We start from the raw sequence: 24,529 nt of genomic DNA on the forward strand, positions 1-24,529 counted from the left end.
AAACGGCCCTGGGGTGGCGCCAAGCTTACTGGGCTTGGAGCCACCCCAGGGCCGCTTCTTTATCGTAGTCGAAGAACAGCCGGATGGGCAATTGCGGCCGCACCCGGTCGGCAAAGCGCCGGCTGATGAGCTGGTTGGATATATCCGGCGATAAGACATAGGCAATGGCCTGTAAGCCCTGGTGAATGGCCTTGGGCAACCACTCAAACTCCAGCCAGGGCATGGCCTCGGCCCAGTCGCCGGTGGTGGTGGTCTTGTCGTTGTAGAGGCGCCGGATGGGCCGGAGGGCCTGGAGCTGTAAGAAAGCCTCTGCTACCTGCAGCACCTCCACGTTGGTGATATGGCCGGTCCAGACCACACACAGCAGTTCGCCCTGCGTGTGGTAATAGGCGGTGGCAATAAGCTGGCCGAGTGCATCGTGCACCGGGTAGCAGTCGGTGGGGAGAGGAGAGGCAATAGCCATGGCCAAAACCAGCGAAAGGGTAGGTAGAAAGGAAAATAGGCAGTAGCGTTGCGTGTGATGTATCCTGACGGCGAAGGCGCACAGTGCAGAAAAGGCAGCGGCGGTGCCGGCCGTAAAAAGCTAAAACAGAGTAGTAGAACAAGATACGTTTTTTGCAGAAGCATTGCCAGTAAGCAATGGGGCTATTCGTAGTGCACGAGAGCTAACAAAAGGAGGAACACGGTTGCCGGCTTTCCGCTACTTTTGTGGTTCTCTGCTTCTCTCGCTACCTGCTTTTTATACGTATGCACATCGCCATCGTCGGCAACATTGGGGCCGGCAAAACTACGCTGGCCAACAAGCTGGCCCACCACTTCAACTGGGAAGTGTTTCTGGAAGACGTCGACCACAATCCCTACCTCAAGGATTTCTACGACGATATGCCACGCTGGGCTTTTCACCTGCAAGTATATTTCCTGAACAGCCGCTTTCGGCAGGTGCAGCGCATCAAGGAGCTGCAGCGGGCCGGTAAAGGCGTGATTCAGGACCGAACTATTTATGAGGACGCGCACATTTTTGCGGCCAACCTGCACGAGTCGCGCCTCATGACGGAACGCGACTACCAGAACTACTGCAACCTGTTCGAGTCGATGATTAGCATGGTAGACGCGCCCGACTTGCTGCTCTACCTCAAAGCTGATCTGCCCAAGCTCATCCAGCAAATCGAAAAGCGCAACCGCGACTACGAGAACAACATCAAAATTGAATACCTCAAAAACCTCAACGAGCACTACGAGAAGTGGATCAGCGGCTACAAGCATGGCAAGCTGCTGGTCGTTGACGTAAACAACCTCGACTACGTGAACAACCCCGAGGACCTAGGCGTGGTCATCGAGCGAATTAACAGCACGTTGTTCGGGCTGTTTTAGAGGTGATAAAGTGGTGAGTGACAAATAGTAAACGAGTGTCATCCTGAGCGCAGCGAAGGACCTTATCACGCGTGAACAAGTCGTAACAACGATTATCGTTCACGCGTGATAAGGTCCTTCGCTGCGCTCAGGATGACACTCGTTTTTCAACTCACAACCTCACCATTTCCTTACTCCTCCCCAATCGCCTGATTGAGGAACTGTACCAGCGGCTGCGCTATGTGCAGGCTTTCGACGGCTTTTTCCACGAAGTTGGGTTGAAGTAGCTCGGCATCGGAGATGGGACGGCTGACCAGGAAGCTTTTCATCTTGAGCCATTCGATGTCGGGGTCGTTTTTGTCGTAGCCTTTGGGTGGGCGCTGGAGCCGGTCGCCCTCCAGGCCGTCAGGGAAGTGGCGCACAAACTCGGGGTACTGGCGCAGGGCGTGGAAGGCCTCAGAAGAGTAATGGATTTCCTGACGGATGCGTTGCAGGCTGGCCGCGTCGGGCTGCCACTTGCCGGCACCCAGCCAGGAGTTGCCCGGCTCCAAGGTCAGAAAATAGCCTGCCCAGCGCGAGTGCCTACCCTCCGCCTTGAGGCCCGCGCCCATGTGGCGTTTATACGGCTCCTGTCCCTGCTGAAACCGGTCGTTTTTGTTGATGCGGTACATCGTCTCCCCAGCCGTGAGAGTTTGTAGCGCCGGCTCGAAACGTTGTACCCCCTGGAGCACCTCCGCCACCAATTCTTTAAACACAGCGCGGGCCTGATGATATTCAGCCCGGTGCTCGTCCATCCAGGGCTTGTTGTTATTAGCGGCTAAGCCGCGCAAAAAATCCAGTATTGCAGCACGATTCATGGCTGGGCATACGAGTCAGGGTAGGCGGGAGTTGGGTAGGAAGTGGAGATGCAAGTCAAGGGACTTGTGTCATACCAAGTCGTCTGTCATCCTGAGCTTGCGAAGGACCTTCTCACGTTGAATGACTTTCATGTCAACGACTCGTTCACGCGTGACAAGGTCCTTCGCAAGCTCAGGATGACAGACAGCTTAGGGTGATAGATAATTTAGGATAGAAAGTGGCCATTGTGTTGTTCTTGCGACTTACCACCCCGGCCTTCGGCCACCCCTCCTTAAAAAAGGAGGGGAGTTCGTTCTTTAGCTTGGCTTTAGCTATTCTCTTTATTACTCAGCACCGTTAGCGAGTCGCCTACCCGGATGATGCCCTGGCTGCTGGTCGTAACGTTCTGGCCGAACAGCACCTTGCGGCCTACCGTGCGGTAGGAAGCCAGGGTACTCAGGGTTTCGGGGTACTTTTGGGCGGTTTGCTGGTCGATGGTGGTGACGACGCAACGCCCGCAGGCCCGCACGGCCCGGAAGGTGATGTCGCCTATCTGAAAATCGGCCCAGGTGTCCTCCGCAAACGGCTCGCCGCCGGTGAATACCAGGTTGGGCCGGAACCTATTCATGGGGACCGGGGCGGTGAGGCGTGCGCTCAAATCATCCAAGGCCGCCTGCCCAATGAGGAGGTAGGGGTAGCCATCGGCGAAGCTGACGAGCGTGCCAGCCGGGTTCAGCTCGGGCTTGTCGGGCTCTACCTCGCGCCGCACCATATCCGACATATACACCAGCCGGCATTCCTGGCCCAGGGCTTCGGTCAACCACTCATCGGCGGCGGGGGTGCCGCGCCAGGCAAAGACCATATCATCCCAGATGGTCACGAACAGCGTCTTTTCTCGATTTGCCTCAAAGGGAATGTAGAGGGGTAGCAGGTCAGGGCGTTGGCGGTGTGTGAGCAGAAAGCCGTTGAAAGCGGGGGCCACGTCCAGCAGGGCCATAGCGGCAATCTGCCGTTGCGTCATGAACTGGTTGCGCGCATCTACCACCAGCCAGCGCCGGTCGTATTGCAGACCTCGCAGGCCCACGGCTGCCTCCGTCAGGCGGATACCGCCCAGCGACTTAACGGGGTAAATGTAAATATCGGAGAGGGTAAGGGAGGTAGCCATGCGGTAAAGGTAGGGAGGCAACAGCAGAGACAATGGGAAGGAGTATCATTTCGAGCAGCGGAAGAAATCTTGCATGCTCTATTGGGTCGTTTCACGTACTCTCTCAATCTGTCCTGCTGAGCGGAGGCGAAGCATCCCGCGTGCTACGCTAATCCCAGCTGTCAGGGAGTTACCGGGAGCACGCGAGATGCTTCGACTCCGCTCAGCAGGGCGTTTTGAAGGGAATTGGACGAACAAAAAAAAGACCGGCGCGGGAGGCTAACCTCTCGCGCCGGTCCGGCAGTGAAACATACCCGACGGGTTATTGCTTCACAAACTTGCTTTTCTTGCCCTGCACCTGCACCACGTACAAGCCGCTGGGGAGGTTGGCTACCGATACCGTCGTCGTTTGGTCTTTAAACGAGTGGCTCAGCACACGCTTACCCATCATGTCGTACACTTCGGCTACGTGAGCACCGCTACCCAGGCCGCTGATGGTCAGTACATCGGGGGTAGGAACGGGGCTCAGCACCAGAGCAGGCGCGTTGCCGGCCGGTACTTCGATGGTTACTACGGGCGAGAAGCTTTCGGTGCCGTCGTTGTCGAGCTGACGCAGGCGGTAGGTGGCTTTGCCTTCGGGGGCATTGGCATCACGGAAGGAGTAGGCATTGCGCTGGCTGGTGCTGCCGTGGCCGGCTACAAAACCCAGCGTAAACCACTGGTCGCCGCCGGTGTTGCGCTGCACTTCAAAGCCTTTGTTGTTCTTCTCCGAAGCCGTAGCCCAGTTCAGACGAACGGCTGAGCCTTCCAGCTTGCCCGTGAAGGCAACGAGTTCGACGGGTAGGGGGTTGTTACCGTCGCCGAGGGTAAAGACGCCCGATAGGTTTACTGCAGTGCGAGCGAATACAGTATTTGCCGTTGCATTAACAGCGCCACCGATTCGCTGGTATGGACCCTGATTAAAAGCAGGAGAGCGGAACAAGGTCAGTTGAGCTTCCGGGATAGTGCGTAACTCGTTGTTCTGCTTATCCCGGTAACCAAACGTGAGGTCTACATCTACGTTGTTTTGGTTACCTGCTACGATGCGATATTGACGGCTAATGCTGGTAGGATTACCTGGCTCTTGAGCCGTTACGATCAGACCAGTCAAGCGTTGTACGGTAACTTGGCCCGGAAGTGTAGGGGCCGTGGTACCATTTGCACGAATGGTTAGACCAATGTTATTGAAATTATAATCTCGGTCACTGATGCCAATCTGCTCTGTCGACTCAACAGTACCGAGAACATAGCCGCCGCCTGCTTCATCAGCAGCAGCATCAAGAACTTCGTTTAACTGCGCGCCCGGGGCATTAACAGTATTACCTGTCAAAATAAGCGAGTTGTTGCCCGTAACAAGCCGAGCACCAGCGCTGAGCGTAATATTGTTGTTAATCGTTAGGTTGCTAGTCAGTGTTTTATCACCACCAGTGAGAGACAGATTTGCAAGTGTTAAGTTTTTAGCGCGAACAACTTGCGTTTCGTCTCCATCCAAAACAACAGCACTGGTTGCAGCAGAGCCAGGAGCAAATGTGCCAAAATCATTGATTGTAAAATCACCAGTGATGCGCAAAGGAGCCGCTTCCTGGTAAAATTTACCACCGTCAGCTACAGTAAATTTACCGCCTACATTAATAGGTGCCTGCGTATTAGCATATACGCTGACATCTTTGCCGATGTATAGGTTATTGCTGATATTCCAAGTAGGCGTGCCACTTGAAGTACGGTTGAGTTGTAGGGAATTATTAATGAAAGGGTGGTTCGCAGTGAAGTCGTATACGCTGATTTGACCAAAGTTTGAATTGTTCTGGTCAGGAGTAGCGTAGCTTTCACGGCTAAACGGGCCGGTGGCTCCGGCTTCTGTGCTGTTTACAGCTCCGTTGTTAGTACTAGAAACAGTATAATAACGTACGAACTTAGCATCAGTGCCAATAGGACCCGCTCCATTTCTATTTAAAACAGTTTTAGCGGGAATCTGACCGTATATATACCCGCCATTTAATGTAGGAGCAGTTACGTAACCTACCATATTGAAAGAGGCAGGCCTTCCGCCCATAATACTCCATGGAATGGAAATCTCGCGCGTACCGTTTGTGCTTTCATTGTTATAAACTACAGTAATACCTGTTCTGGTATTACCAGTGTTGTTATCACTCACTGGATTATTCCAGCCATTACCACCGTCTGGTTTACGATACTCCTTGTAATTTTTACGCAGGAACAGAGCTATATCTGCACGAAAAGGTAGAATACCGCTAGTGCCATCATAATTATTAAAAGCCTTATTCGAACCGTCGGAACTTGAGCCTCCGTTAACTGGGATAATCGGATTAGTATCTAGATAAATTACGGTTGCCTCTCTCTTGTTAACGTCGTTATTTACATCAGAAATGGCGATATATAGGTTGGTATCATCCCATGTCATATACCATGTCATATTAGGACGGTCAGAAACATCAGTCTCCTGAGTGTTTTCGTTACCATACTCAGTAGCGTCAGCACTACCATTTACGTTAACAGTCCTAAACTGCGCCTTCGCGCTCCCTACTGCCAGCACGAGTAAGAAAAGAGCACTAAAGACCTTTCGGGTTAGATATAAGTGTTTCATTTTGAGAAGGTGGAATAGAAGAATTCTGTCACAAATTTAACGTATAGATGAAAAAATTGTGTTAAATAAATCTTATATTTAACAAAAACAGGATTTAGTTATATAATAGAGAATGTGTTCTATCCTATATAGAGTTTCTCGTTATAGGACGCTCGTCTGAGTTAAATCCTGTATAGGGCCATTATTGGAATATGACGCGTTATGGGAGACAACAAAAAAGTCTATTACGCTTGTTATTTTTTGTGCTCTTGGATAGCGTAGGGAAGCCTGATTTTAGAAATATTCCCTTCAAAAATTATAATTGAATTATTTGAGTAGTGATGATGAGATGCAACCTTTTGGCATTGTTCGAGTGGTGGTTATAGCAGGCTGTTGTAAATATTTGTATCAGAGAACGATAAGAGCATAAAAGAAGCGGCGCGGCAGCTACCAAACTGGTAGCTGCCGCGCCGCTTGCGCTGTGGTTTGCAAAAAGGCTACTGCACCTGCTGCGCCATTTGCACGGCCTTGTAGAGGTTCACTAAACCACCCGTGTTCGATAGCTCGGCAAAGTCGATGGTGGTTTTGCCGCCGGGCTTCAGCACCTTGGTATGCAAAGGCGTAGCCGACTCGCGGATAATGCGTTTCAGATCTTCGGGGCTAAGCTTGGGGAAATAGGCTTTCAACACCGCCGCCATACCGGCTACCATGGGGCCAGCCATACTGGTGCCGCTCTCGTTGCCGTAGGTATTGTTGGGAAGGGTAGAGTAGATCTGCACGCCGGGCGCAAATACGTCTACGTTTTTCTTGCCGTAGTTTGAAAAATCGGCTACCAGCTCCTGGTTGTTGGTACGCGATGCGGCGCCTACCGTAATCATGTTCGGGATGGTCTTGCCATTCAGGAACACCGGCGACGGGTACTGCTTCTTGGTGTCGATATCGATGGACTCGTTGCCGGCCGAGTGCACCAGCAGCACGCCCTTGGTATCGGCGTAGCGGATAGCTTCCTCCACGGCCTCGCGGTGAGGCGAGAAGTACTTGCCGAAGCTCATATTGATGATCTGCGCCCCGTTATCCACGGCGTAGCGGATGGCGTTGGCCACGTCTTTGTCGCGCTCGTCGCCGTTGGGTACAGCCCGCACCGCCATAATGCGTACGGGTAGGCCCGCCACGCCCATGATGCCTACGTTATTGGTTCGGTCGCCGGCAATGATGCCTGCCACGTGCGTGCCGTGGGTAGGGTCGGGGCCGGTCACGTCGGCGTTGCCGTAGAAGCGTTGCTTGAGGTTGTCGGGGTCGTCGCCCACAATGCCGCGGGGGGTGTACTTGAGGTCGAGCGAGTACTCCACCAGGTTTTTGGTCTGGTCGTAGGCGCGCTTCATGTCGTCCAGCACCGATTCCAGATCAGCATAGCCCCCGGCCTTCAGGTTCTGGTAAAACAGCTGGCTGATCTTGCGCAGGTCGGCATTATCGGTAGGCGGGTTGCGCAGGGTAGCCGTGTCCAGGCGCGACACGCCTAGAGCCTGCTTCATCTGGTCGGCAATGGCCTGAGTCTGCGGATATGTGTCCTTCACTTGGTCGTAGTGCTCGTTGTCTTCCCGGTAGTGCGTCTGGTACGACTTCTTCACCTGCTGATACAAGTCGAACTCCGCACGCTTGGCGGCCGGCACCTGGTTGCGGGTTTTGCCCTGGTAGAGCGGCTCCAGACGGGCCAGCATGCGCGTATCCTCGTAGGCTTCCACATCGATGTTGCGGCCGTCCTGCCCCCCGATAAAGTTCCAGCCATACACGTCGTCGATGTAGCCGTTGCCGTCGTCGTCTTTGCCGTTGCCAGCAATTTCCTTGGGGTTGCGCCACATCACCCCGCGCAGGTCTACGTGAGCCGTGTCCACGCCGCCGTCAATCACGGCCACGGTAACGGGGGTAGCAGTGCGGCCTTTCAGGAGCTCCTGGTAGGTGCGCTCGGCGCTCAGGCCCATCACGCCATTGTTCTGCTGCGGGTCGAGCAGGTGCCACTGGGTAGGCTGAGCATCTGAGGACGAAGGAGTAGTTTGCGCGGCGGCAGCCAGAGGCAGTAGCAGCGCTACCAGGCCAGCCTGGTAGGAAAAGGGGAAAAAGCGCATCAGAGAAAGTTAAAAAGACAAAGAGGCGGGTAGTAACACAGTTGCCGATTGTAGATGCTGTGCCTAACACAACGCAACAGCAAGCTGGTTCTTGCCCGCAGTACAAGATTCAGAAAAATCCCGCTTAGTTACACCGTTTTGGGTTGGCCGCGCCGGTAAGCTGTGCAGAATGAAGTCGTACAACTGCTAAAAGCTATTTTTTACGTGTCATTATTCGTTGAAAAAATAGAAAGGTAAGCGAGTAAAGAATTGTATTTATAGAGTATAAGGTTATAAGCGACGACTATCCGACTGCGTAAATTAAAATTGTGTATATAAAGTGTTACAATCGGCTAAAAATCGGCAAAAAGCGTTTACAGTAGCGCTATTTTGATGTGGCACTATTCTTTATGCTCCTATTCCTGACGCCAAATCACCTCAGGAATGCAAATACGTTTACTACTTTTTTTATTTCTGTTGCTATCCGCCAGCCAGCAAGCGGCTGCAACCACGTATTACGTCCGTATTGCGGGCGATGATGCGCAGGCAGGTACTACCCCGGCTACTGCCTGGCGCAGCATTGCGCGGGTGAATGCCGCCCCGCTACGACCCGGTGACCAGGTATTGTTTGAGGGGGAGCAGACTTTTGTAGGCGGCTTGCAGCTGAAAGGCAATACCCAGGGCACATCCACTCAACCTATTGCATTTGGCTCGTTTGGTCGGGGGTGGGCTACCATCAGCAGCGGTGGCACTGTTGGCTTATTAGCTCGCAATGTGGGCGGTATCGAGTTGCGCCGCCTGTATTTTGCCGGCTCGGGGCGATTGAATAATAAAAGCGCCGGCGTCGTATTCGTGCTGGACTCGGCTGCCACGCAGCTCCCGCGCCTAGTGCTGGATAGTGTGGATGTAAGCGGTTATCAGCAGGCCGGCGTGACGATCAGCAGCCTGCGGGCAGGCAGCGGCTACTCCGATGTGCGCATTACCAACAGCCGCGTGCACGACAACGGCGAGGCCGGCATCAACTCCTACGGCCCGGCCGCGGCCACGCACCGCAACTGGTACGTGGCGCACTGCCAGCTGTACAACAACACCGGCCGCCTCGACCTGAAACAAACCCGCACCGGCTACGGCCTGCTGCTGGCTCACGTAACAGGTGCCGTGGTAGAGCAGTGCGAGGCCTACAACAACGGCCGCCTGAACGCCTACCCCGCGGCTGGCCCGGCAGGCATTGGGGCCTGGCGCTGCACCAACCTTACGGTGCAACAGTGTCAGTCGTACAGCAACCGCTCGGGTACGGTGCGGGGCGGAGGCTTTGCGCTGGAAGGTGGCTGCGCTACCACCGTGCTGCAATACAACTATGCTCACGACAACGAAGGCCCCGGCTACGCCATCAGTCAGCCTGATACGATGACGGCTCCCAGCACCAACCTGACGGTGCGCTATAACATCAGCGACAATGACGCACGCCGCGCCAACCAAGGTGCCCTGGCGGTGCTGGCGCCGGCCTCGGCAGAGCAGATGCAGCGTATCAGCCTGCACAACAACACGGTGCTGGTAACAAAGCCCGCCAACAATTCAGCACCCGTGGCGGTGCAGCTCGGTGGTGGCGCGGCCAGCGGGGTAGCGCTGCGCAACAATCTGCTCCAAACCACCGACGGTCTGACGTTGGTAGACGCTACCTTGACCAACGGCGTACGCTTGGAAGGCAACTGCTATTGGAGTGCTGGCGGCGCTTTTGTGCTGCGCTGGGGCACTACCATCTACGCCTCGCTACCCACCTGGCGGCAGGCTACCACCCAGGAGCAACTGGGCGACCGGCCCTGCGGCCTGAGCCTCAACCCCCAATTGCGCACTGCCAGCCAGAGCGACGCGACGACGACCACCCCAACGGCCGCTGCCACGGCTGCCAGCAACGACTACCGCCTGGCGCCCACCTCAGCGCTGGTAGGGGCCGCCCTGAATCTGTGGGATGAGTTCCGGCAGGAGGTAGGGCCACGTGACTACTTCGGCCTGGCCACGCCTACAGCGGGTGTGCGGGGAAATATCGGAGCATCGGAAAGCCCATCCGTGACGCTGCCTACGGCTACGCCTGCTGTTGTATCGGGCCCATGGTGTGCGGCTTACCCTACTCGCACCCACGAGCTGGTGCGCGTGGTGCTGACCAATACGCCTACCACCGACGTTGCCATTCGTCTCTACGACATGCAGGGCCGCACCTGCTTGACGCGCACGCTGCAGGGCCGTGAAACAGAAGTGCCTGTGGCTGGTCTGGCCAGCGGCGTGTACGTACTGCGGGTAGAAGCCGCTGCCCAGCATTATCAGCAGCGTATTGTGGTGGAATAAGGTACTTATTAGTTATCGGTAAAAAGCACTTGTCATCCTGAGCTTGCGAAGGACCTTATGCTAGTTGAACGCCAACTGTACGGTTCGCTCAACTAGCATAAGGTCCTTCGCAAGCTCAGGATGACAAGTGCTTTTTACGGACCACTTCACAACTCGTAACTTGCGCGCTTATCCGATTTTAGAAGCGTGCAAATGATGCGAGTAGTAGCTGCCGGCTGCCGATGGGGTGCGGGTGTACTGATGTTATTGTGGTTGTTGGGAAATGGTGCCGTGCAAGCCCAGGACGCGCCGCCCAAGCGGGAGTTGCGGGGCGTGTGGATTGCCTCAGTGGCCAACATCGACTGGCCCAGCCGGCCCGGCCTCACCGCCGATCAGCAGCGCAACGAGTACCGTCGGATGCTGGACCAGCAGCAGCGCACGGGTATCAATGCCGTGTTTGTGCAGGTGCGGCCCGCCGCCGATGCCTTCTACCGGAGTGGTCTGGAACCCTGGAGTAAGTGGCTGACGGGCCAGCAAGGCAAAGATCCCGGCTACGATCCGCTCCCGTTTTTGATTGACGAGGCGCATAAGCGCGGCATGGAGTTTCATGCGTGGTTTAATCCCTACCGTGCCTCGCAAGATACGCTCACGCGGCGCCTGGCCGCTACCCATGCCTACCGCCAGCACCCCGAATGGTTTTTGCGCTACGGCGGCAAGCTGCTATTCAATCCCGGCTTGCCAGAAGTGCGCCAGCGCATTACGGAGGTGATTCTGGACGTAGTGCGTCGCTACGACATCGATGGCGTGCATTTCGACGACTATTTCTATCCCTACCCCGAAGCCGGCCAGGTAGTGCACGATGAAGCCGCTTTCGCTCAGTTCAACCCCGACCGCCTCGCACTGGCCGACTGGCGCCGGCAAAATGTGAACCTGCTGATTGAAAAGCTGAGCCGCGAGATTCACGCTACCAAGCGCTGGGTGAAGTTCGGCGTTTCGCCGTTTGGGGTCTGGATGAATCGCTCGGCTCATCCCGAAGGCTCCGACACGCGGGCCGGTCAGCCTACCTATGCCAACCTGTATGCTGACACGCGCCTGTGGCTACAGCGCGGCTGGATCGATTACATTGTACCACAGCTGTATTGGAGCAGCAACTTCCGGCTGGCGCCCTACCCGGTGCTAGTGGAGTGGTGGAGCCGCAACCACTTTGGGCGCCATCTTTATGTTGGACAGGCACCTTACCGGATGCTGGAAAACACCAAAGGCGATACCACCTGGCGTAATCCCCGCGAACTGATGCGTCAGATTCGTCTCAATCGCAGCTACCCTACGGAGGTAAGCGGCAGCGTATTTTTTAGCTCGAAATCATTGCTGGCCAACCCGCTGCACGTCACAGACTCGTTGCGGCAAAACGTATTTCGCTATCCGGCGCTGGTGCCCGCCATGCCCTGGCTGGACGCGGTGCCGCCCCGCCCGGCTCAGCAGCTGGTGCTGGTGCGCACGCCCCCGGCCGTGACGCTCACCTGGCAGCCCGGCCCCACCGCCGCCGATGGCGATGATGCCCGTTACTTTGTGGTGTACCGCTTCGCGGAGGGCGAAACCCCCTCGCCCGACGACCCCCGCCACATTCTGGCTCTGGTGCCACGTACCGCCTACGCGCCTACCCTGATTGATACCACGGCCCTGGCCGGCCAGGAATACGCCTACTATGTGACGGCCGTAGACCGCCTCCACAATGAAAGCGCCCCCGTGCACGTGGTGACCAGAAAAGGCGAAATTCTGGTAGCGCAAGCTCCCCGTCCAGCTGCCCTACCCTCGGGGCCTGTACCCGTTCCTGCACCACCTACTCCCGCGCAGCCTACCCCCAAGCCGGCTACTGACGTGAAAGTGAAAACCAAAACCGAAGCCGGTACCATCAAGAAGAAAACCAAGCTGAAAAAGCGGCGCAAAGGTTTCTTCGGGCGGTTGTTTGGGGGATGAGAAAGAGTGAGGTGGTGAAATAGCAAAATGGTGAAAGGGTGAAGTAGAAAAGCAGGTGTCATCCTGAGCGCAGTGAAGGACCTTCTCACAGCAGAACGATACTCGTAACAACGACTCGTTTTCACGTGAGAAGGTCCTTCGCTGCGCTCAGGATGACATACGCTTTTCACTCACAACTTCACAAACTCACCCTTTCACCAGCTCACAGCATTCGATACTCAAACCGCACCCGCGAGGTAGCGCCGGTGGCGCCGGTTTTCACGCCCAGAATGCGCAGGAGTATCACTTCGCCGGTGCCGCGCACGCGTACGGCGTACACGTCGCCAGCGGTGGCGGCGCCCAGCTCGGCGGTGTTGGTGTTCTGGTACAAGAGGTTGCCCACGGCGTTGGCAGTGGCTTGGGTATAGAAACCAGCCGCTACTTGAGTAGCAGGTACTTTGTAGTAGCGCGTGTTGTTGCCGGCCGTAAGCGTGACGCTGCTGTTGGCAACACCACTCACAAACAGGTCTTTGGTAGTGGCAGCGCTGGCGGCGGGCTCGTTGCGGGCCAGCTTTAGATTATAGGCCAGCGAGTCGGGAGAAGCACCGGTGCCGAAGCTGACCATGCCGCGCTGGGTGGTAGCCAGCGTGGTAGGCGCCACAATATTGAGGGTAGCGGAGGACAGATCGACGCGCTGAGTTTGGGCGAAGGCCGAAAACAGGAACGTGATGGGCTGGCCCTGCGCCCCGGCGGGCACGCGTACATCTACGGCGCGGGTGGCGGCCACACCAGCTGTGGGCGTGCGCAATACCCCCTGGCGCACGGGCGCTTGTGTGCCCACGCGGGCATAGTACACCAGGCTGTCGATGTTTTTGAACAGCGTGGCGCTGCTGCCAGCGGCAGGTACCGTCGAAATGCCGCCTTCATTCATCACAATAGAGTAGCCAATCAGGTCGCCGGGACTCTGAGCGTTAGCCGTCAGGCCGTTGCGGTAGGTGGCGGGGGTAGCGCCAAACTTTAGGGTAGGGGCCGAAGCTACGGTGTAGGAGAAGCGCCGCAGCTGCTTGGAGCCATTCGTGAAGTTTAACGTCACGTCTACCCGCACGGGCGTTTTGTTGGCCAGCGCAGAGGGCACTGTGTAGGGCACCGACTGCGAGAAAGCCTGCGTGGTAGCATCCAAGGCGCCGCTGGCGGGGTAGGTGCCGACTACCGCTGAATCCTGGCGGTTTATCACCTGAAATACCGTAATGTCGCGGAGGTTGTCCTGCTGGTTGTAGCTCACCAGTACCGGCACGGTTTCGCCGGGCGCAAACTTGGTAGCCGTCGTCACTAAGCCCCGCAACGAGCCGAAGCCCGCGTCTTGTTGCACAGTGTATAACTCGTCGTACGGCTCTTTCTCGCAGCCCGCGAGCAGGGCCACGGCGAGGCACGCTACCACTGGTAGCGTGCGGCGTAAAGTGAAATAAGTAGAATATAACATGCTGATGAATTGCGTTTTGGGAATGAAAGGGTAGGACGTTGTCTGTCATTTCGAGCGTAGCGAGGAATCTGGCGCAACCGTTGTGGGTGCATACTCAGATTACTCGCTACGCTCGGAATGACAGCAGGCCTTCTAATTGGCCTGATCCCACCACAGTGGCTTGGTGATGTAGTTACCGTTGGAGGTGGCGCCCACGTCGCTGAATAGCTTGGCTACGGCCACTGGGTTGTAGAGCACTTCGGTGGCGCCGGGCAACATGCGGCGCGGAAACTTGCTTTCTACCTCGGGGTTAGCCTCCACAGGGAAGCGGAAGTTGGGGTAGATGTCAGTTGAAAAATCCAAGCGGCGCAGGTCCGACCACGACTCCGGGTTCAGGAACATAGCAATGTACTTCTGCTCCATAATGCGCTTCAGGCTAAGCTGGCCCTCATTCTGGGCCACGGCGGCACTGTTCAGGTAGTCGTCAATCTGTGAGGTGGCGATAAGCGGGAACGTAACAGGCGGCACAGCGTTGGAACCTCCCGAGCCAATTTTCTCGATATGTGCCCGAATGCCAGCCCGGTAGGCCGTGAGGGCCCGCGACAGGTTGCCGGCCCGGTAAGCCGCTTCGGCCTCAATAAACTTGGCCTCTGCGTAAGTCATCACCTGAAAAATACCCAGGTCGCGGGCGTACCAGCCGGAGTAGAAGTCAGAGTAGCCATTCAATACAAAGCTGGTAGAAGGCACGCTCACGCCCGGGTCGGTGCCCAGGCTAATGGAGGTAGCCATAATGGTATAGCGCGGATCTACCACGCCAGGGTAGGCCGCCCCGCCCGCGTTGCCATTCAGGTACTTGATGATGTTGGCCGAGAAAGTGGCCGTGGAGTAGTTGTTGCGCGTGGTTCCGAAGATGTTGGTGGTGCTCGTTTGCGGCGCCACAGCCGGAATGTATTGAATCTGCGCGTCGTCAGCGTTGCTCGTAAAACCCTTGTCGAGCAAGGCCAGCACTTGCTGCGGGTTGTAGGAGCCTTTCTTGGTGAGGTGGTTGAGCTGCCGCGCTTTCAGCGTGTTGGCAAAGCGAATCCACTTTTGCACGTCGCCTTTGTACAGGATGTCGCCGCTTTCGCTGGGCGAGGTCACATACAGCGGCCGGAACTCCTCGCTGGCGGGGCGCTCCATCAGGGCAATGCCCTCATCCAGCAGGGTGTTGATAGTGGCGTAAATCTGCTGCTGTGGGTCGTAGGCGGGCGTGTAGTTGGCCGCGCCTTTAAAGGCCTCGGTATAGGGTATGTCGCCCAGCATATCGGTGGCATGGGCCAGCACCATGGCCGTCATAATCTTGCCCGCGCCCACGTAGTAGGGCGAGCCCTCTGCTTCGGCGGCGGCCGTCATCGTCGGCACGTTGCCGGCCGAGTAGTAATAGGTGTAGTTGAAAACGTTGGTGCTGTTGGCGTTCGAGAGAAAATACTGGTCGGTGCTGCCTACTGGCGTTTTGCGCACCGTGTACTGCGTGAGGTAGGTAGTGGTAAGCGAGGTGAACATCTGCGTTTGAAAGCCCTGCGAGATGATGCCAGGCAGCAGGAAATTCGGGGTCGTGGTTACTGGGTTGTTGGGGTCGGTATTCACGTCGAGGTAGCTCTCGCACGCCGTAAAGGTGCCGCTACCCAGCAGAAGACCCATCAAAAGTAGATATCGTGATTTCATTGAGTTCATATGTTGAATTGTTGTTGCCGTCCGCATTCCTGTTATGCTGAGCGGAGGCGGAGTATCTCTGCTGTAAGCTACTTTTAGTTGGTAGCAACGAAGCAGTAGAGATGCTTCGACTTTGCTGCGCTCAGCATAACGGCCTGACGAGGGGCTTCCACTTAAAAGTTCACCCGTAGTCCCATGTCTACGCCGCGGGTGCCGGGCACAGCGCCGTAGTCGAAGCCGCCGGAGCCGCCACCGCGCACGCCGGCACCCGAAGCTGCTGTTTCGGGATCTACGCCTGAGTATTTGGTGAGCAGCAGTAGGTTGCGGCCGGTCACATTCAGCTCCACGCCTTTAATGAACTTGTTGCGCTCCAGCAGGGCGGCGGGTAGGGCATACGTCAGGTTCACGTAGCGCAGGCGCACCCAGGAGCCGTCTTCAATAAACGGCGTACCGATAGCGCCCAGCACGTTTTGGTAGTAGGCTTGCGTCAGCTCTACAGGGCGCGTGTTGGCCGAGTAGGTGCCGTCTGCGTTGGCAATTACCCCATCGAACACCACCTGCTTGTAGCGGTCTTGGGTGCGCTCGGCTAACCCGGTGCCTGTGAGGTACAACTCATTGCCATTGAACACTTTGCCACCCTTCCGGAAGTCCGTCAGGAACGACAGGCCCAGGCCTTTGTAGCTGAACGAGTTGGTAATCTGGACCGTGAAATCGGGCGCGCGGTTGCCAGCGTAGATGAACGTGCCGGTGTTGATGAGCGGGTAGCCCGTGTTGCGGTTGATCAGAATCTGTCCGTCGGGTGCGCGCTGGAAATCGGTGGCGCTGATGGAGGAAATCGGGCGGCCCAGGAAGGCACCGCCGCGGGCCCCGGTCAGATTCACATCCGACTGGAACACCTCCGTCAAGAAACTCGGAATGGACTCTACCTTGTTGCGGTTGCGGGTGTAATTGGCCAGCACATCCCACGTAAAGCCGCTGGCGGCGCGCACGGGTGTGCCCGTCAACGACACTTCCCAGCCCTGGTTGCGCACGTTGCCTGCATTGATGTATTGCAGAATAAAACCCGTGGCCTGGCTCACGCGCGGCCCAATGATTTGGTCGCGGGTGAGCTGGTTGTAGTACGTCACGCTCAGGCCCAGGCGGTTCTGAATGAACTGCAAGTCCAAGCCGCCCTCAATGGCGCGGGTGCGCTCGGGTACCAGGTTGGCGTTGGAGCCGAAGAAGCCGTTGCGGAAGCCGCCCCCAATGTAGGTAGCCTGCGCCAGCGGCGAAAACACCCGGTAGGGCTGGGTGTCCTTGCCCACGTCGGCCACCGCCGCCCGAATCTTACCAAAGTTGAGGTAGCGGTTTTGATCCAAGCCCAGCAGACGCGTAAACTGCCAGCCCGCCGCCACCGAGCCGTAGCCGAAGAGCTTGCCAAAGTTTTTGCCTTCGTCGGGGCGGGGTAGGGTAGAGGATTGGTCGATGCGGCCGTTCACCTCCAGCGTCACCTGCTGCAACATGTCCAGGCTCAGGCGGGCAAAGTTACCAATTAGGCGGCGGTCCTGGGTGGTAATCAACACGTTGCGGTTCACCGTGTTGTTGATGCTGGTGAAGGTAGGGTTCTGGAAAATCAGGCCCAGATTGTCGGTGGTTTCGCGGTGCAGGTACTCCACGGTGTTGCCCAGTACCAAGGAGCCGCTAAAGTTGTCGCTGAAGCGGTGCGTGAGGGTAGCCAGCAGGTTGCTGGTAATGAGCTGGTTGAAAACGTCAGATTCTGAAATGCCCCCGTTCTGGTTGTCGCGCTGGGTGGTACCCACAGCCCGTACCGAGCGGTCTTTCTGAAAGTAGAAGTCGTTGCCGATGTTGTAGCTGAAGTTCAGCCAGTCGGTGGCTTTGAAGCCCAACTGCACGTTGCCCAGCATGCGGTTGGTGCGGCTGGTCTGGGGGTTGCGGTACACCTGGAAGTAAGGGTTATCAGCATCGGTGCTGGCTTGGGCAGCGCCCAGCAGGCGGCGCACCGAGCCATCGGGGTTCAGGTAGTTGCGGGCATCGTCGTTGCGGGGCCAGTTTAGGAGGCTACGGAGGTAGCCGCCCGCGCCCCCAAACAGGCCATCGCCCTGCAAGGGCGAGCGGTTGCCCGAATTCAGGTATTCCACCGAGCCCGAACCGCTGAACTTTGGCGTAAACTGAAAGGTGCCCGACAGGCGCGCCGTGGTTTTGTCGTACTGGCTGGTAGGCGCCACACCGGTTTGATCGAGGCGCGAGGCCGACACGAAGAAGGTCCCTTTGTCGCTGCCACCCGACATAGTGAGGTAGTGCTGCCAGCTTTTGCCGGTCTGGAAGAAGTTACCCAGGTTGTCGTATACCGGTTCGCCTGGCTGGAAGCGCGGCCCCCAGGAGCCCCGCACACCCGTATCAAACACGCCCTGCGAGCCTTGCTTGTACTGGTCCTGTAGCTTGGGTAGGCGGCTCACCTCATCCACCGAAAACTGGGTGCGGTAGTTGAGGGTAGTAGTGCCCTTGGTGCCTTTTTTGGTGGTAATCACCACAGCACCGTTGGCGGCGCGCAGGCCGTAGATGGCCGAAGCGGCCGGACCTTTCAGCACCGTCATGCTTTCAATATTCTCGGGGTTCAAGTCACCAGCGCGGTTAGTGCTGGCCGATGAGCGACCTAGAATGCCGTTGAAGGCAGAGCCTCCGCCCGGCGCCGTCGACTCCACAAACGAGGAGTTGTCCATGATAATGCCGTCAATCACGAATAGCGGCTGGTTGTCCGAGTCGAGCGAGGCCCCACCGCGAATCACGATAGACGCTCCCTCGCCGGGCGCGCCGCCCGAGCTGGTCACCTGCACGCCGGCTACCTTGCCCTGCAGGGCATTCACCACGTTCGGCTGCCGCGATTCAATAATGTCCTTGGACTTCACCACCTGCACGGCATAGTTGATTTTAGCCTGCTCTTCCTTGATGCCGTAGCCCGTCACCACGGCCTCCTGTAACTGCTGCGCCGACTCGCGCATGGACACGCTGATTTCGCCGGTAGCCTCTACCGTGCGCTCCTGACTGGTATAGCCGATAAAGCTGAATACGAGCACCGTACCAGGCGCAGCCTGTAGCGTGAAGCGGCCGTCGCCGTTAGTGGTAGCGCCGTTGGTAGTATTCTTCACCACTACCGTCACACCGGGTAGGGGCGAGTTGTCGGAGGCAGCCGTGACTACGCCCGTTACGGCGCGGGGTGCCCCCGTTTGGGCGTAGGCGCTGGGCACTACAAAGCCTAATAGCAGGAGAAATAGTAGGAGTTTGTGCATAGAAATGGGAAAGGGAAATGGAAAACATAGAGACATCGACAGCCGATGAATGCAAAGCAGAAAGTATGGCGGAACTGGAAACTTGAAAAAGGTCTATTGCTGCCGCTTTGTACAAATTACGATTGTCAGCTAGCTACTTAAAGTGCAATTGAGCTTGCTTGATGCATAAGAATCTGCTTTTCAATCTACATTTTCACCGACAATAGCGCAAGCAGTGTGAGCTGTTTGTCGAGGCTGCTTGGTATTCTGTGGGGTCAATAGCCGTCTTTATCGGTGCTGACAGCAGATAGGAAATGGGAGGTCGTGGTGAAATATATACATTTAGCAAAACGCCCCTACCTATGCACACCACTACCCAGGCTGCCGCCGCTACCACCGGTGCCCTACCCCTGGCCGAAGCCTCGCAGCCCGGCCGCTTGCTTTCTCTGGACGTGTTCCGGGGCTTCACGGTGGCGGCCATGCTGCTCGTCAACAACCCCGGCGACTGGGGCCACATCTACGCCCCGCTAGAGCACGCGCACTGGAACGGCTGCACGCCCACCGACCTCATTTTTCCGTTTTTCCTGTTTATCGTGGGCGTCAGCATTGCCTATGCCCTGGGCACGGCCCGGCAAGACACCAGCCGCCACCCGCAACTGCTCCTGCGCGTGCTAAAGCGAGCCGCCATCCTATTCGGACTAGGACTGCTGATGGCCCTCGAACCACGCTTCGATTTCGCGCACGTGCGCGTGCTAGGCGTGTTGCAGCGCATTGCGCTGGTATTTTTGGTGTGCGGAGTGGTGTTCGTAAAAACCGACTGGCGCACGCAGGTGTGGCTGCTGGTAGCGGCCCTGGTAGGGTATAACATCCTGATGCAGGTAGTGCCTGTGCCGGGGGGAGGGGCCGCCAACCTGGAGCCCGCCACCAACCTCGGCGCCTGGCTCGACCGCACGGTGTTGGGCGAGGACCACCTCTGGAGCCAGAGCAAAACCTGGGACCCCGAGGGCCTACTAGGCACCCTACCCGCCGTGGGCACGGGGTTGCTAGGCCTGCTGGCCGGGCAGTGGCTGCGCCGCAAGGCGGTGCCCGTGGCCGAGCGCATTGCCTGGCTGTTCGTACTAAGCGCCGCCGCCGTGGTGCTGGGCCTCATCTGGAACGGCTGGTTCCCGATCAACAAAAGTCTGTGGACCAGCTCGTTTGTGCTTTATGTAGGCGGACTGGCGGGTGCTACCCTAGCAGCGCTCTACTGGCTCTGCGACATACAGGGCTACCGGGGCTGGTGGTCGCGCTTTGCGGTGGTGTACGGCGTCAATGCCATTACCGTGTTTTTCCTGTCGGGGGTGGTGGCGCGGTGGCTGGGCATGTGGCAGGTGCCCAACGGGACAGGTGGCACCACGTCGGCCCACCAGTGGCTGTACCAACGTTTCTTCGTGCCCTACCTCAGTCCCCTCAATGCTTCACTGGCGGCAGCCATCGTGTGCGTACTCATCTGGTACGGCGTATTGTGGGTGATGTACAAACGTCGGATCATTATTAAAGTATGAGGCTGATTTTTGGCGTATTCCCACAAGACTCGGCTGTGTGCGCTACCTTGTATGCACACTCTCATACTCCGTATACTGCTTTATGAAACACTACATAGTACTACTGGCCTGCGGGCTACTGCTGACTGCTCCCGCGGCAGTGGCTCAGACTAAATCAGCAAAAGGCAAAACCACCAAGCCAGCTGCTGCGGCCACAACACCCGTTCCCGCACCGGTAGCCGCAGAGCCTATACCTGCTGCGCAGCGGCAAGCGGCCGAAACACTGTTTGGTACCATGCAAATGGACAAAAACATGACCACCATGATGGAGCAGATGCTGGACATGCAGGTAAAGCAGAATCCGCAGTTGCAGACAGTAGAGCCAGAAATGCGCGCATTTTTCAATAAATACATGAGCTGGACTGCGCTCCGGGAAGATATGGTGCAGGTATACGCCCGGGAATTCACGGCATCCGAGCTACAGGACCTCAACCGGTTCTACCAGACGCCCACCGGCCAGAAATACATCAGCAAGCAGACCAGTTTGATGCAGGAAGGGATGCTGATTGCTCAGCGCCGTGTGCAGGAACACATGCCTGAGCTGCAGCAGACGATTATGCAGAAGTTGGGTCAAGGCCAATCCACGGAGTAAGCTCCAACTCCTTCTTGTACACAACACCCCCTACCCCAGCACTGGGGTAGGGGGTGTTGTGTACAAGAAGGAGTTGGAGCCGTCTATCAATAATTCAGCTAAAACGTCTGATTATCCACAGTACCAGGCTAAGCAGCAGGCTGATGAGTAGCATCGAGACAAACGGCACGTAGAGCCGAAAACCGGGCCGCTCCACGCGGATGTCGCCGGGCAAGCGGCCAAACCAACTCAGTACACTACCACCGCCCCACCAAATAATGGTGCCTACTACCGCCAGCGTGAGGCCAAGAAGAACCAGTAACTTTCCAAGCTGCGGACTCATACTACAGAGAAAAACATGAGTATAACTGCTGACTGGCAGAATATGGCAAGGTAGAAAAAAATAGAGGCCGTGCGGAAAGCAATCAGTTGCTTTCCGCACGGCCTCTGCACGTGGCAGCCGCTGGCGCTACTCCTCCTTCGGCACCGTCGACTCGATGGGTAGGCGCGCCGTTTTACCGGCTTGTGCGGCCTCAATGGCAATCTGCAGAAAGTTGCTACGCACACTCAGCTCGCCCAGCTTGTTGTTGTTGCGCGTTGGATATACGCGGTTGGTAAGCAGAATGCACACCAGATCTTCGGTGGGCTCTACCCAGAAATAGGTGCCCGTGTAGCCCGTATGGCCGTAGCTCTGCTGCGAGGCACTCTTGGCCGAGTTGATGGTCGGGTCGAGGGTAGGGCGGTCGAAGCCCAGGGCGCGGCGGTTGTCGGGGCAGAACTGGCAGCGGGTGTACTCCTGCAGCGTTTCTTTTTTCAAGACCTGCTGCCCGCCGTAGCGGCCGTTCCAAGCATACATCTGCACCACTTTGGCTAAGTCGTTGGCGTTGCCGAACAAGCCGGCGTGGCCCGATAGGCCGCCCAGCAAAGAGGCCCCTTCATCGTGTACGGCACCGTGCAGCAATTGGTGCCGGTATAGCGAGTCGTACTCGGTGGGCACAATGCGGCTGAGCGGGAAGCGGCGGGTAGGGTTGAACGTGAGCGTGGTAGCCCCCAGCGGCTGGTAAATTTCCTGGCCCACAAACTGGTCCAGCGGCTCACCCGCCACGCGCTTCACAAACTCAGGATACATAATAAACGACAAGTCGGAATACACGTAGCCCGGCTTCTCGTTCAGTGGAGAAGCGCCAATTTCCCGGTGAATACGGTCGGGCATATCCTTGCGCACCCACACGTTATTGGCTGCCCGGATGGGGAACCGCGCCGACGAATCGGCCCGGAAGTAGCGCCGGCTCATCTCGCTCGGCTTCTTATCCGATACCGTAACGGCATCCGGGCGCTTGTTGAGCAAACCTTTGGGCGCCGTGTATTCCTTCCAGAATGGAATCCAGGCCTTCAGGCGGGCCTGGTGGGTAAGTACGTCGCGCAGCTTCAGATCGGCTTTGTTGGTGCCTTTGAACTCCGGAAACACCTGGCCCATCGTCATTTCGGGCGAGAACTTACCCTCGTCTTGCAGCTTCATCAGCGCGGGTAGGGCTGCCGTAATTTTCGTCACCGAGGCCATGTCGTACAGGTCGGTATTCGTGACGGGCCGGGCCTTCTGGCCGGCCGTAGGGTAGGTGTGCGTGCCGTAGCTTTTGCGCAGCACCACCGTGCCGCGCCGGGCAATAACTACCTCTGCGCCGGGAAACGCCTTGGCCGCAATAGCATTGTTGATCAGCGAGTCGATACGATGTTCGAGGTTGTTGCTCATGCCCACTGCCTCGGGGTAGGAGTAGGCCAGGCGCTGCCCGCCCTGCGTGGTGAGGCCGGCATCGTACGGAAACTGCTGGTTGATGGTAACGGGCAGGCGCCCGGTGGCACCCACGCCCCCGAAAATGATTTCGGCGGCCACTTCCTGAGCGTTCTGGCTTTCCTGGTAGGCCAGTACCACGGCGGTGGCGCGGTTCAGATCGCGCAACTTGTCTACGGCGTAGGCATTGCCAAACACGCTGACCACTACCCGCTGTTTCCCGGTGCTCAGCTCGCGCAGCAGCACGTTGGTTTCGGGCGTCACACCGAAGTTGGTAGCGGGTAGGCGGCCCAGGTTGTTCACGCCCACCAAGATGGTGTTATAAGGCTTCAGCGCTTCACGCATGCGCATCAGCTCGTCGAGGCTGGCGGAGGCAGGCAGCCAGAAGTGCTTGGTAGTGGCGTAGTCGGCCACCATTTTTTGGAAGTAGGTGGTATCGGTGGTACCAATGGCCAGGGTGGCGATGCGCAGGGTATCGAGGCGCTGCAGGGGTAGGGTTTGCTGCTGATTGCGCAGCACCGTTACGCTCAGCTCCGAGAGGCGGCGCGTGAGGTACTCGGCGTGGGGCGTGTTCAGGTCCTGATACAGGTTCTTTAGCTCCACGGGGCGGTAATGGTTGAGGCCTACCCATTGCTTGAGGGCCAATACCTTGCGGCAGCGCCTGTCTATTTCCTGCTGCGTTAGCTCGCCGCGGTTGATGGCCTCACGCACCATGCGCAGGGCCAGCGGAATGTTTTTCGAGAATTCCAGAATATCGTTGCCGGCGAGCAGGGCGCGCACATCGGCCTCGCCGGGCGGGTACTTGCTGATGACGCCCTTCATGTTCATGGCGTCGGTGAAAATCATACCGTCAAATCCCATCTTCTGCTGCAACAAGCCCGTCACGATGGGCTTGCTGAGGGTAGAGGGTAGGCCGGTGCTGTCGAGGGCCGGGATGTTGAGGTGGGCCACCATCATACCACCCAAGCCGCTCTTAATCAGGCTTTTAAATGGAAACAGCTCCAACGTATCAATCCGGCGCTGGTCTACCCGAATGAGGGGTAGGGCCAAGTGCGAGTCGGTGTCGGTGTCGCCATGGCCGGGGAAGTGCTTGGCCACGGCCAGCACGCCAGCATCCTGCATGCCGCGCATGTACTGGTAGCTTTTCTCGGTTACGTCCTCGCGGTTCTCGCCCCACGAGCGGTAGCCAATCACGGGATTGGCAGCGTTATTGTTCACGTCTACCACCGGCGCGAAGTTCACGTGCATGCCAATGCGCTTGAACTCGCGGGCAATTTCCTTCCCCATGTCGTAGAGCAGCTGATTGTCGCGGAGGCCGCCCATGCTCATCTGGTAGGGAAACCGAATGGTGCTATCTAGGCGCATGCCCAGGCCCCACTCCCCATCCAGCGCCACCAGCAGCGGCACCTTGCTCTGGCTCTGGTAGCGGTTCAGTAGCTTGGCTTGCCGCACCGGGCCACCCTGGAAAAAGATCAGCCCCCCAATACCATATTGCTGAATGAGAGTCGATACCGAATCCTCGAACGCGCGGTTGCGGTTGGAGTAGGCGGCCACCATAAACAGTTGCGCCACGCGCTGGTCGGGCGTCAGCGTGGCCATCACCGAATCAACCCAGCGTGAGCTGAGCTGCGGGGCAAAAGGCACAGGCGTGTTCAATGAAGCGGCTGGCGCAGGAGTTTTGGCTGGCTTCCGCCGCCGCTGGGCCGAAGCATCCGGGGCGTGCAGCAGCGCGAACAGCAGCAACAGGCACGGTAGAAGACGAGAGGTAGACAAGGTATTTCGCAACAGTTGAGATACGTAAGTTGCGAAAATAGAGGAATTAGGAGGGAAATAGT

Annotated in this window: 15 protein-coding genes; 5 read left to right on the plus strand and 10 right to left on the minus strand. The window is 57.4% G+C overall.

Going from position 1 to position 24,529, the window contains the following annotated elements; translation table 11 throughout:
* Positions 1-25: 25 nt before the first annotated feature.
* Entirely contained in the window at positions 26-463 is a 438-nt protein-coding gene (locus MUN82_RS01645) for an STAS/SEC14 domain-containing protein (protein WP_245094321.1), read from the minus strand.
* 284 nt (positions 464-747) lie between these two features.
* Here MUN82_RS01645 and MUN82_RS01650 point away from each other — a divergent pair, with 284 nt between their 5' ends.
* Complete coding sequence (locus MUN82_RS01650; RefSeq protein ID WP_245094324.1) at positions 748-1,371, plus strand: deoxynucleoside kinase; 624 nt, start codon at positions 748-750, stop codon at positions 1,369-1,371.
* Between the two features lie 170 nt (positions 1,372-1,541).
* Here the strand turns inward: MUN82_RS01650 and MUN82_RS01655 are convergent, their stop codons facing one another.
* The 4 genes from MUN82_RS01655 to MUN82_RS01670 all read right to left on the minus strand — a co-directional run bounded on the left by MUN82_RS01655 (position 1,542) and on the right by MUN82_RS01670 (position 8,077).
* Positions 1,542-2,207, minus strand: coding sequence for a DUF2461 domain-containing protein (locus MUN82_RS01655; protein ID WP_245094328.1), 666 nt, complete (start codon positions 2,205-2,207; stop codon positions 1,542-1,544).
* Between the two features lie 308 nt (positions 2,208-2,515).
* A complete protein-coding gene (locus MUN82_RS01660) occupies positions 2,516-3,352 on the minus strand; it encodes an MOSC domain-containing protein (protein ID WP_245094331.1) in 837 nt (278 codons plus the stop codon).
* Between the two features lie 301 nt (positions 3,353-3,653).
* Positions 3,654-5,975, minus strand: coding sequence for a T9SS type A sorting domain-containing protein (locus MUN82_RS01665; protein WP_245094334.1), 2,322 nt, complete (start codon positions 5,973-5,975; stop codon positions 3,654-3,656).
* 476 nt (positions 5,976-6,451) lie between these two features.
* Positions 6,452-8,077 carry a S8 family peptidase gene (locus tag MUN82_RS01670; RefSeq protein ID WP_245094337.1) on the minus strand — a complete coding sequence of 542 codons (1,626 nt, stop codon included), beginning with the start codon at positions 8,075-8,077 and terminating at the stop codon, positions 6,452-6,454.
* Positions 8,078-8,500: 423 nt separating this feature from the next.
* On the opposite strand from MUN82_RS01670, the gene MUN82_RS01675 reads away from it, so the two are divergent.
* Complete coding sequence (locus MUN82_RS01675; RefSeq protein WP_245094340.1) at positions 8,501-10,399, plus strand: right-handed parallel beta-helix repeat-containing protein; 1,899 nt, start codon at positions 8,501-8,503, stop codon at positions 10,397-10,399.
* 192 nt (positions 10,400-10,591) lie between these two features.
* Positions 10,592-12,355, plus strand: coding sequence for a glycoside hydrolase family 10-like protein (locus tag MUN82_RS01680; protein ID WP_245094343.1), 1,764 nt, complete (start codon positions 10,592-10,594; stop codon positions 12,353-12,355).
* Positions 12,356-12,557: 202 nt separating this feature from the next.
* Here the strand turns inward: MUN82_RS01680 and MUN82_RS01685 are convergent, their stop codons facing one another.
* The 3 genes from MUN82_RS01685 to MUN82_RS01695 all read right to left on the minus strand — a co-directional run bounded on the left by MUN82_RS01685 (position 12,558) and on the right by MUN82_RS01695 (position 18,772).
* The gene (locus MUN82_RS01685) at positions 12,558-13,814 is read right to left on the minus strand and encodes an SPFH domain-containing protein (protein WP_245094346.1); all 1,257 of its coding nucleotides are present in this window, start codon (positions 13,812-13,814) and stop codon (positions 12,558-12,560) included.
* A gap of 132 nt (positions 13,815-13,946) precedes the next feature.
* On the minus strand, positions 13,947-15,473 hold the full coding sequence (locus MUN82_RS01690) for a SusD/RagB family nutrient-binding outer membrane lipoprotein (RefSeq protein WP_245094348.1): 1,527 nt from the start codon (positions 15,471-15,473) through the stop codon (positions 13,947-13,949).
* Between the two features lie 185 nt (positions 15,474-15,658).
* Positions 15,659-18,772 carry a SusC/RagA family TonB-linked outer membrane protein gene (locus tag MUN82_RS01695; RefSeq protein WP_245094351.1) on the minus strand — a complete coding sequence of 1,038 codons (3,114 nt, stop codon included), beginning with the start codon at positions 18,770-18,772 and terminating at the stop codon, positions 15,659-15,661.
* Positions 18,773-19,113: 341 nt separating this feature from the next.
* Between MUN82_RS01695 and MUN82_RS01700 the strand changes: the two genes are divergently transcribed.
* Together MUN82_RS01700 and MUN82_RS01705 are read left to right on the plus strand one after the other, a co-directional pair.
* Entirely contained in the window at positions 19,114-20,295 is a 1,182-nt protein-coding gene (locus MUN82_RS01700) for an acyltransferase family protein (RefSeq protein ID WP_245094354.1), read from the plus strand.
* An 82-nt stretch (positions 20,296-20,377) separates the two neighbouring features.
* Positions 20,378-20,926, plus strand: coding sequence for a DUF2059 domain-containing protein (locus MUN82_RS01705; protein WP_245094356.1), 549 nt, complete (start codon positions 20,378-20,380; stop codon positions 20,924-20,926).
* Between the two features lie 94 nt (positions 20,927-21,020).
* Here MUN82_RS01705 and MUN82_RS01710 read toward each other — a convergent pair whose 3' ends face one another.
* A complete protein-coding gene (locus tag MUN82_RS01710) occupies positions 21,021-21,248 on the minus strand; it encodes a DUF2905 domain-containing protein (protein ID WP_245094359.1) in 228 nt (75 codons plus the stop codon).
* Between the two features lie 126 nt (positions 21,249-21,374).
* Positions 21,375-24,467, minus strand: coding sequence for a serine hydrolase domain-containing protein (locus MUN82_RS01715; RefSeq protein ID WP_245094361.1), 3,093 nt, complete (start codon positions 24,465-24,467; stop codon positions 21,375-21,377).
* Between the last annotated feature and the right edge of the window lie 62 nt (positions 24,468-24,529).

The organism is Hymenobacter aerilatus, from assembly GCF_022921095.1.
Classification (GTDB): domain Bacteria; phylum Bacteroidota; class Bacteroidia; order Cytophagales; family Hymenobacteraceae; genus Hymenobacter; species Hymenobacter aerilatus.

Excerpts from the sequence above, each read along its gene's own strand:
- MUN82_RS01690 (WP_245094348.1), bottom strand. The coding sequence starts at position 15,473 with ATGGGTCTTCTGCTGGGTAGCGGCACCTTTACGGCGTGCGAGAGCTAC.
- MUN82_RS01660 (WP_245094331.1), bottom strand. The coding sequence starts at position 3,352 with ATGGCTACCTCCCTTACCCTCTCCGATATTTACATTTACCCCGTTAAG.
- MUN82_RS01650 (WP_245094324.1), top strand. The coding sequence starts at position 748 with ATGCACATCGCCATCGTCGGCAACATTGGGGCCGGCAAAACTACGCTG.
- MUN82_RS01665 (WP_245094334.1), bottom strand. The coding sequence starts at position 5,975 with ATGAAACACTTATATCTAACCCGAAAGGTCTTTAGTGCTCTTTTCTTA.
- MUN82_RS01645 (WP_245094321.1), bottom strand. The coding sequence starts at position 463 with ATGGCTATTGCCTCTCCTCTCCCCACCGACTGCTACCCGGTGCACGAT.
- MUN82_RS01675 (WP_245094340.1), top strand. The coding sequence starts at position 8,501 with ATGCAAATACGTTTACTACTTTTTTTATTTCTGTTGCTATCCGCCAGC.
- MUN82_RS01700 (WP_245094354.1), top strand. The coding sequence starts at position 19,114 with ATGCACACCACTACCCAGGCTGCCGCCGCTACCACCGGTGCCCTACCC.
- MUN82_RS01655 (WP_245094328.1), bottom strand. The coding sequence starts at position 2,207 with ATGAATCGTGCTGCAATACTGGATTTTTTGCGCGGCTTAGCCGCTAAT.
- MUN82_RS01710 (WP_245094359.1), bottom strand. The coding sequence starts at position 21,248 with ATGAGTCCGCAGCTTGGAAAGTTACTGGTTCTTCTTGGCCTCACGCTG.
- MUN82_RS01695 (WP_245094351.1), bottom strand. The coding sequence starts at position 18,772 with ATGCACAAACTCCTACTATTTCTCCTGCTATTAGGCTTTGTAGTGCCC.
- MUN82_RS01705 (WP_245094356.1), top strand. The coding sequence starts at position 20,378 with ATGAAACACTACATAGTACTACTGGCCTGCGGGCTACTGCTGACTGCT.
- MUN82_RS01680 (WP_245094343.1), top strand. The coding sequence starts at position 10,592 with ATGATGCGAGTAGTAGCTGCCGGCTGCCGATGGGGTGCGGGTGTACTG.
- MUN82_RS01670 (WP_245094337.1), bottom strand. The coding sequence starts at position 8,077 with ATGCGCTTTTTCCCCTTTTCCTACCAGGCTGGCCTGGTAGCGCTGCTA.
- MUN82_RS01685 (WP_245094346.1), bottom strand. The coding sequence starts at position 13,814 with ATGTTATATTCTACTTATTTCACTTTACGCCGCACGCTACCAGTGGTA.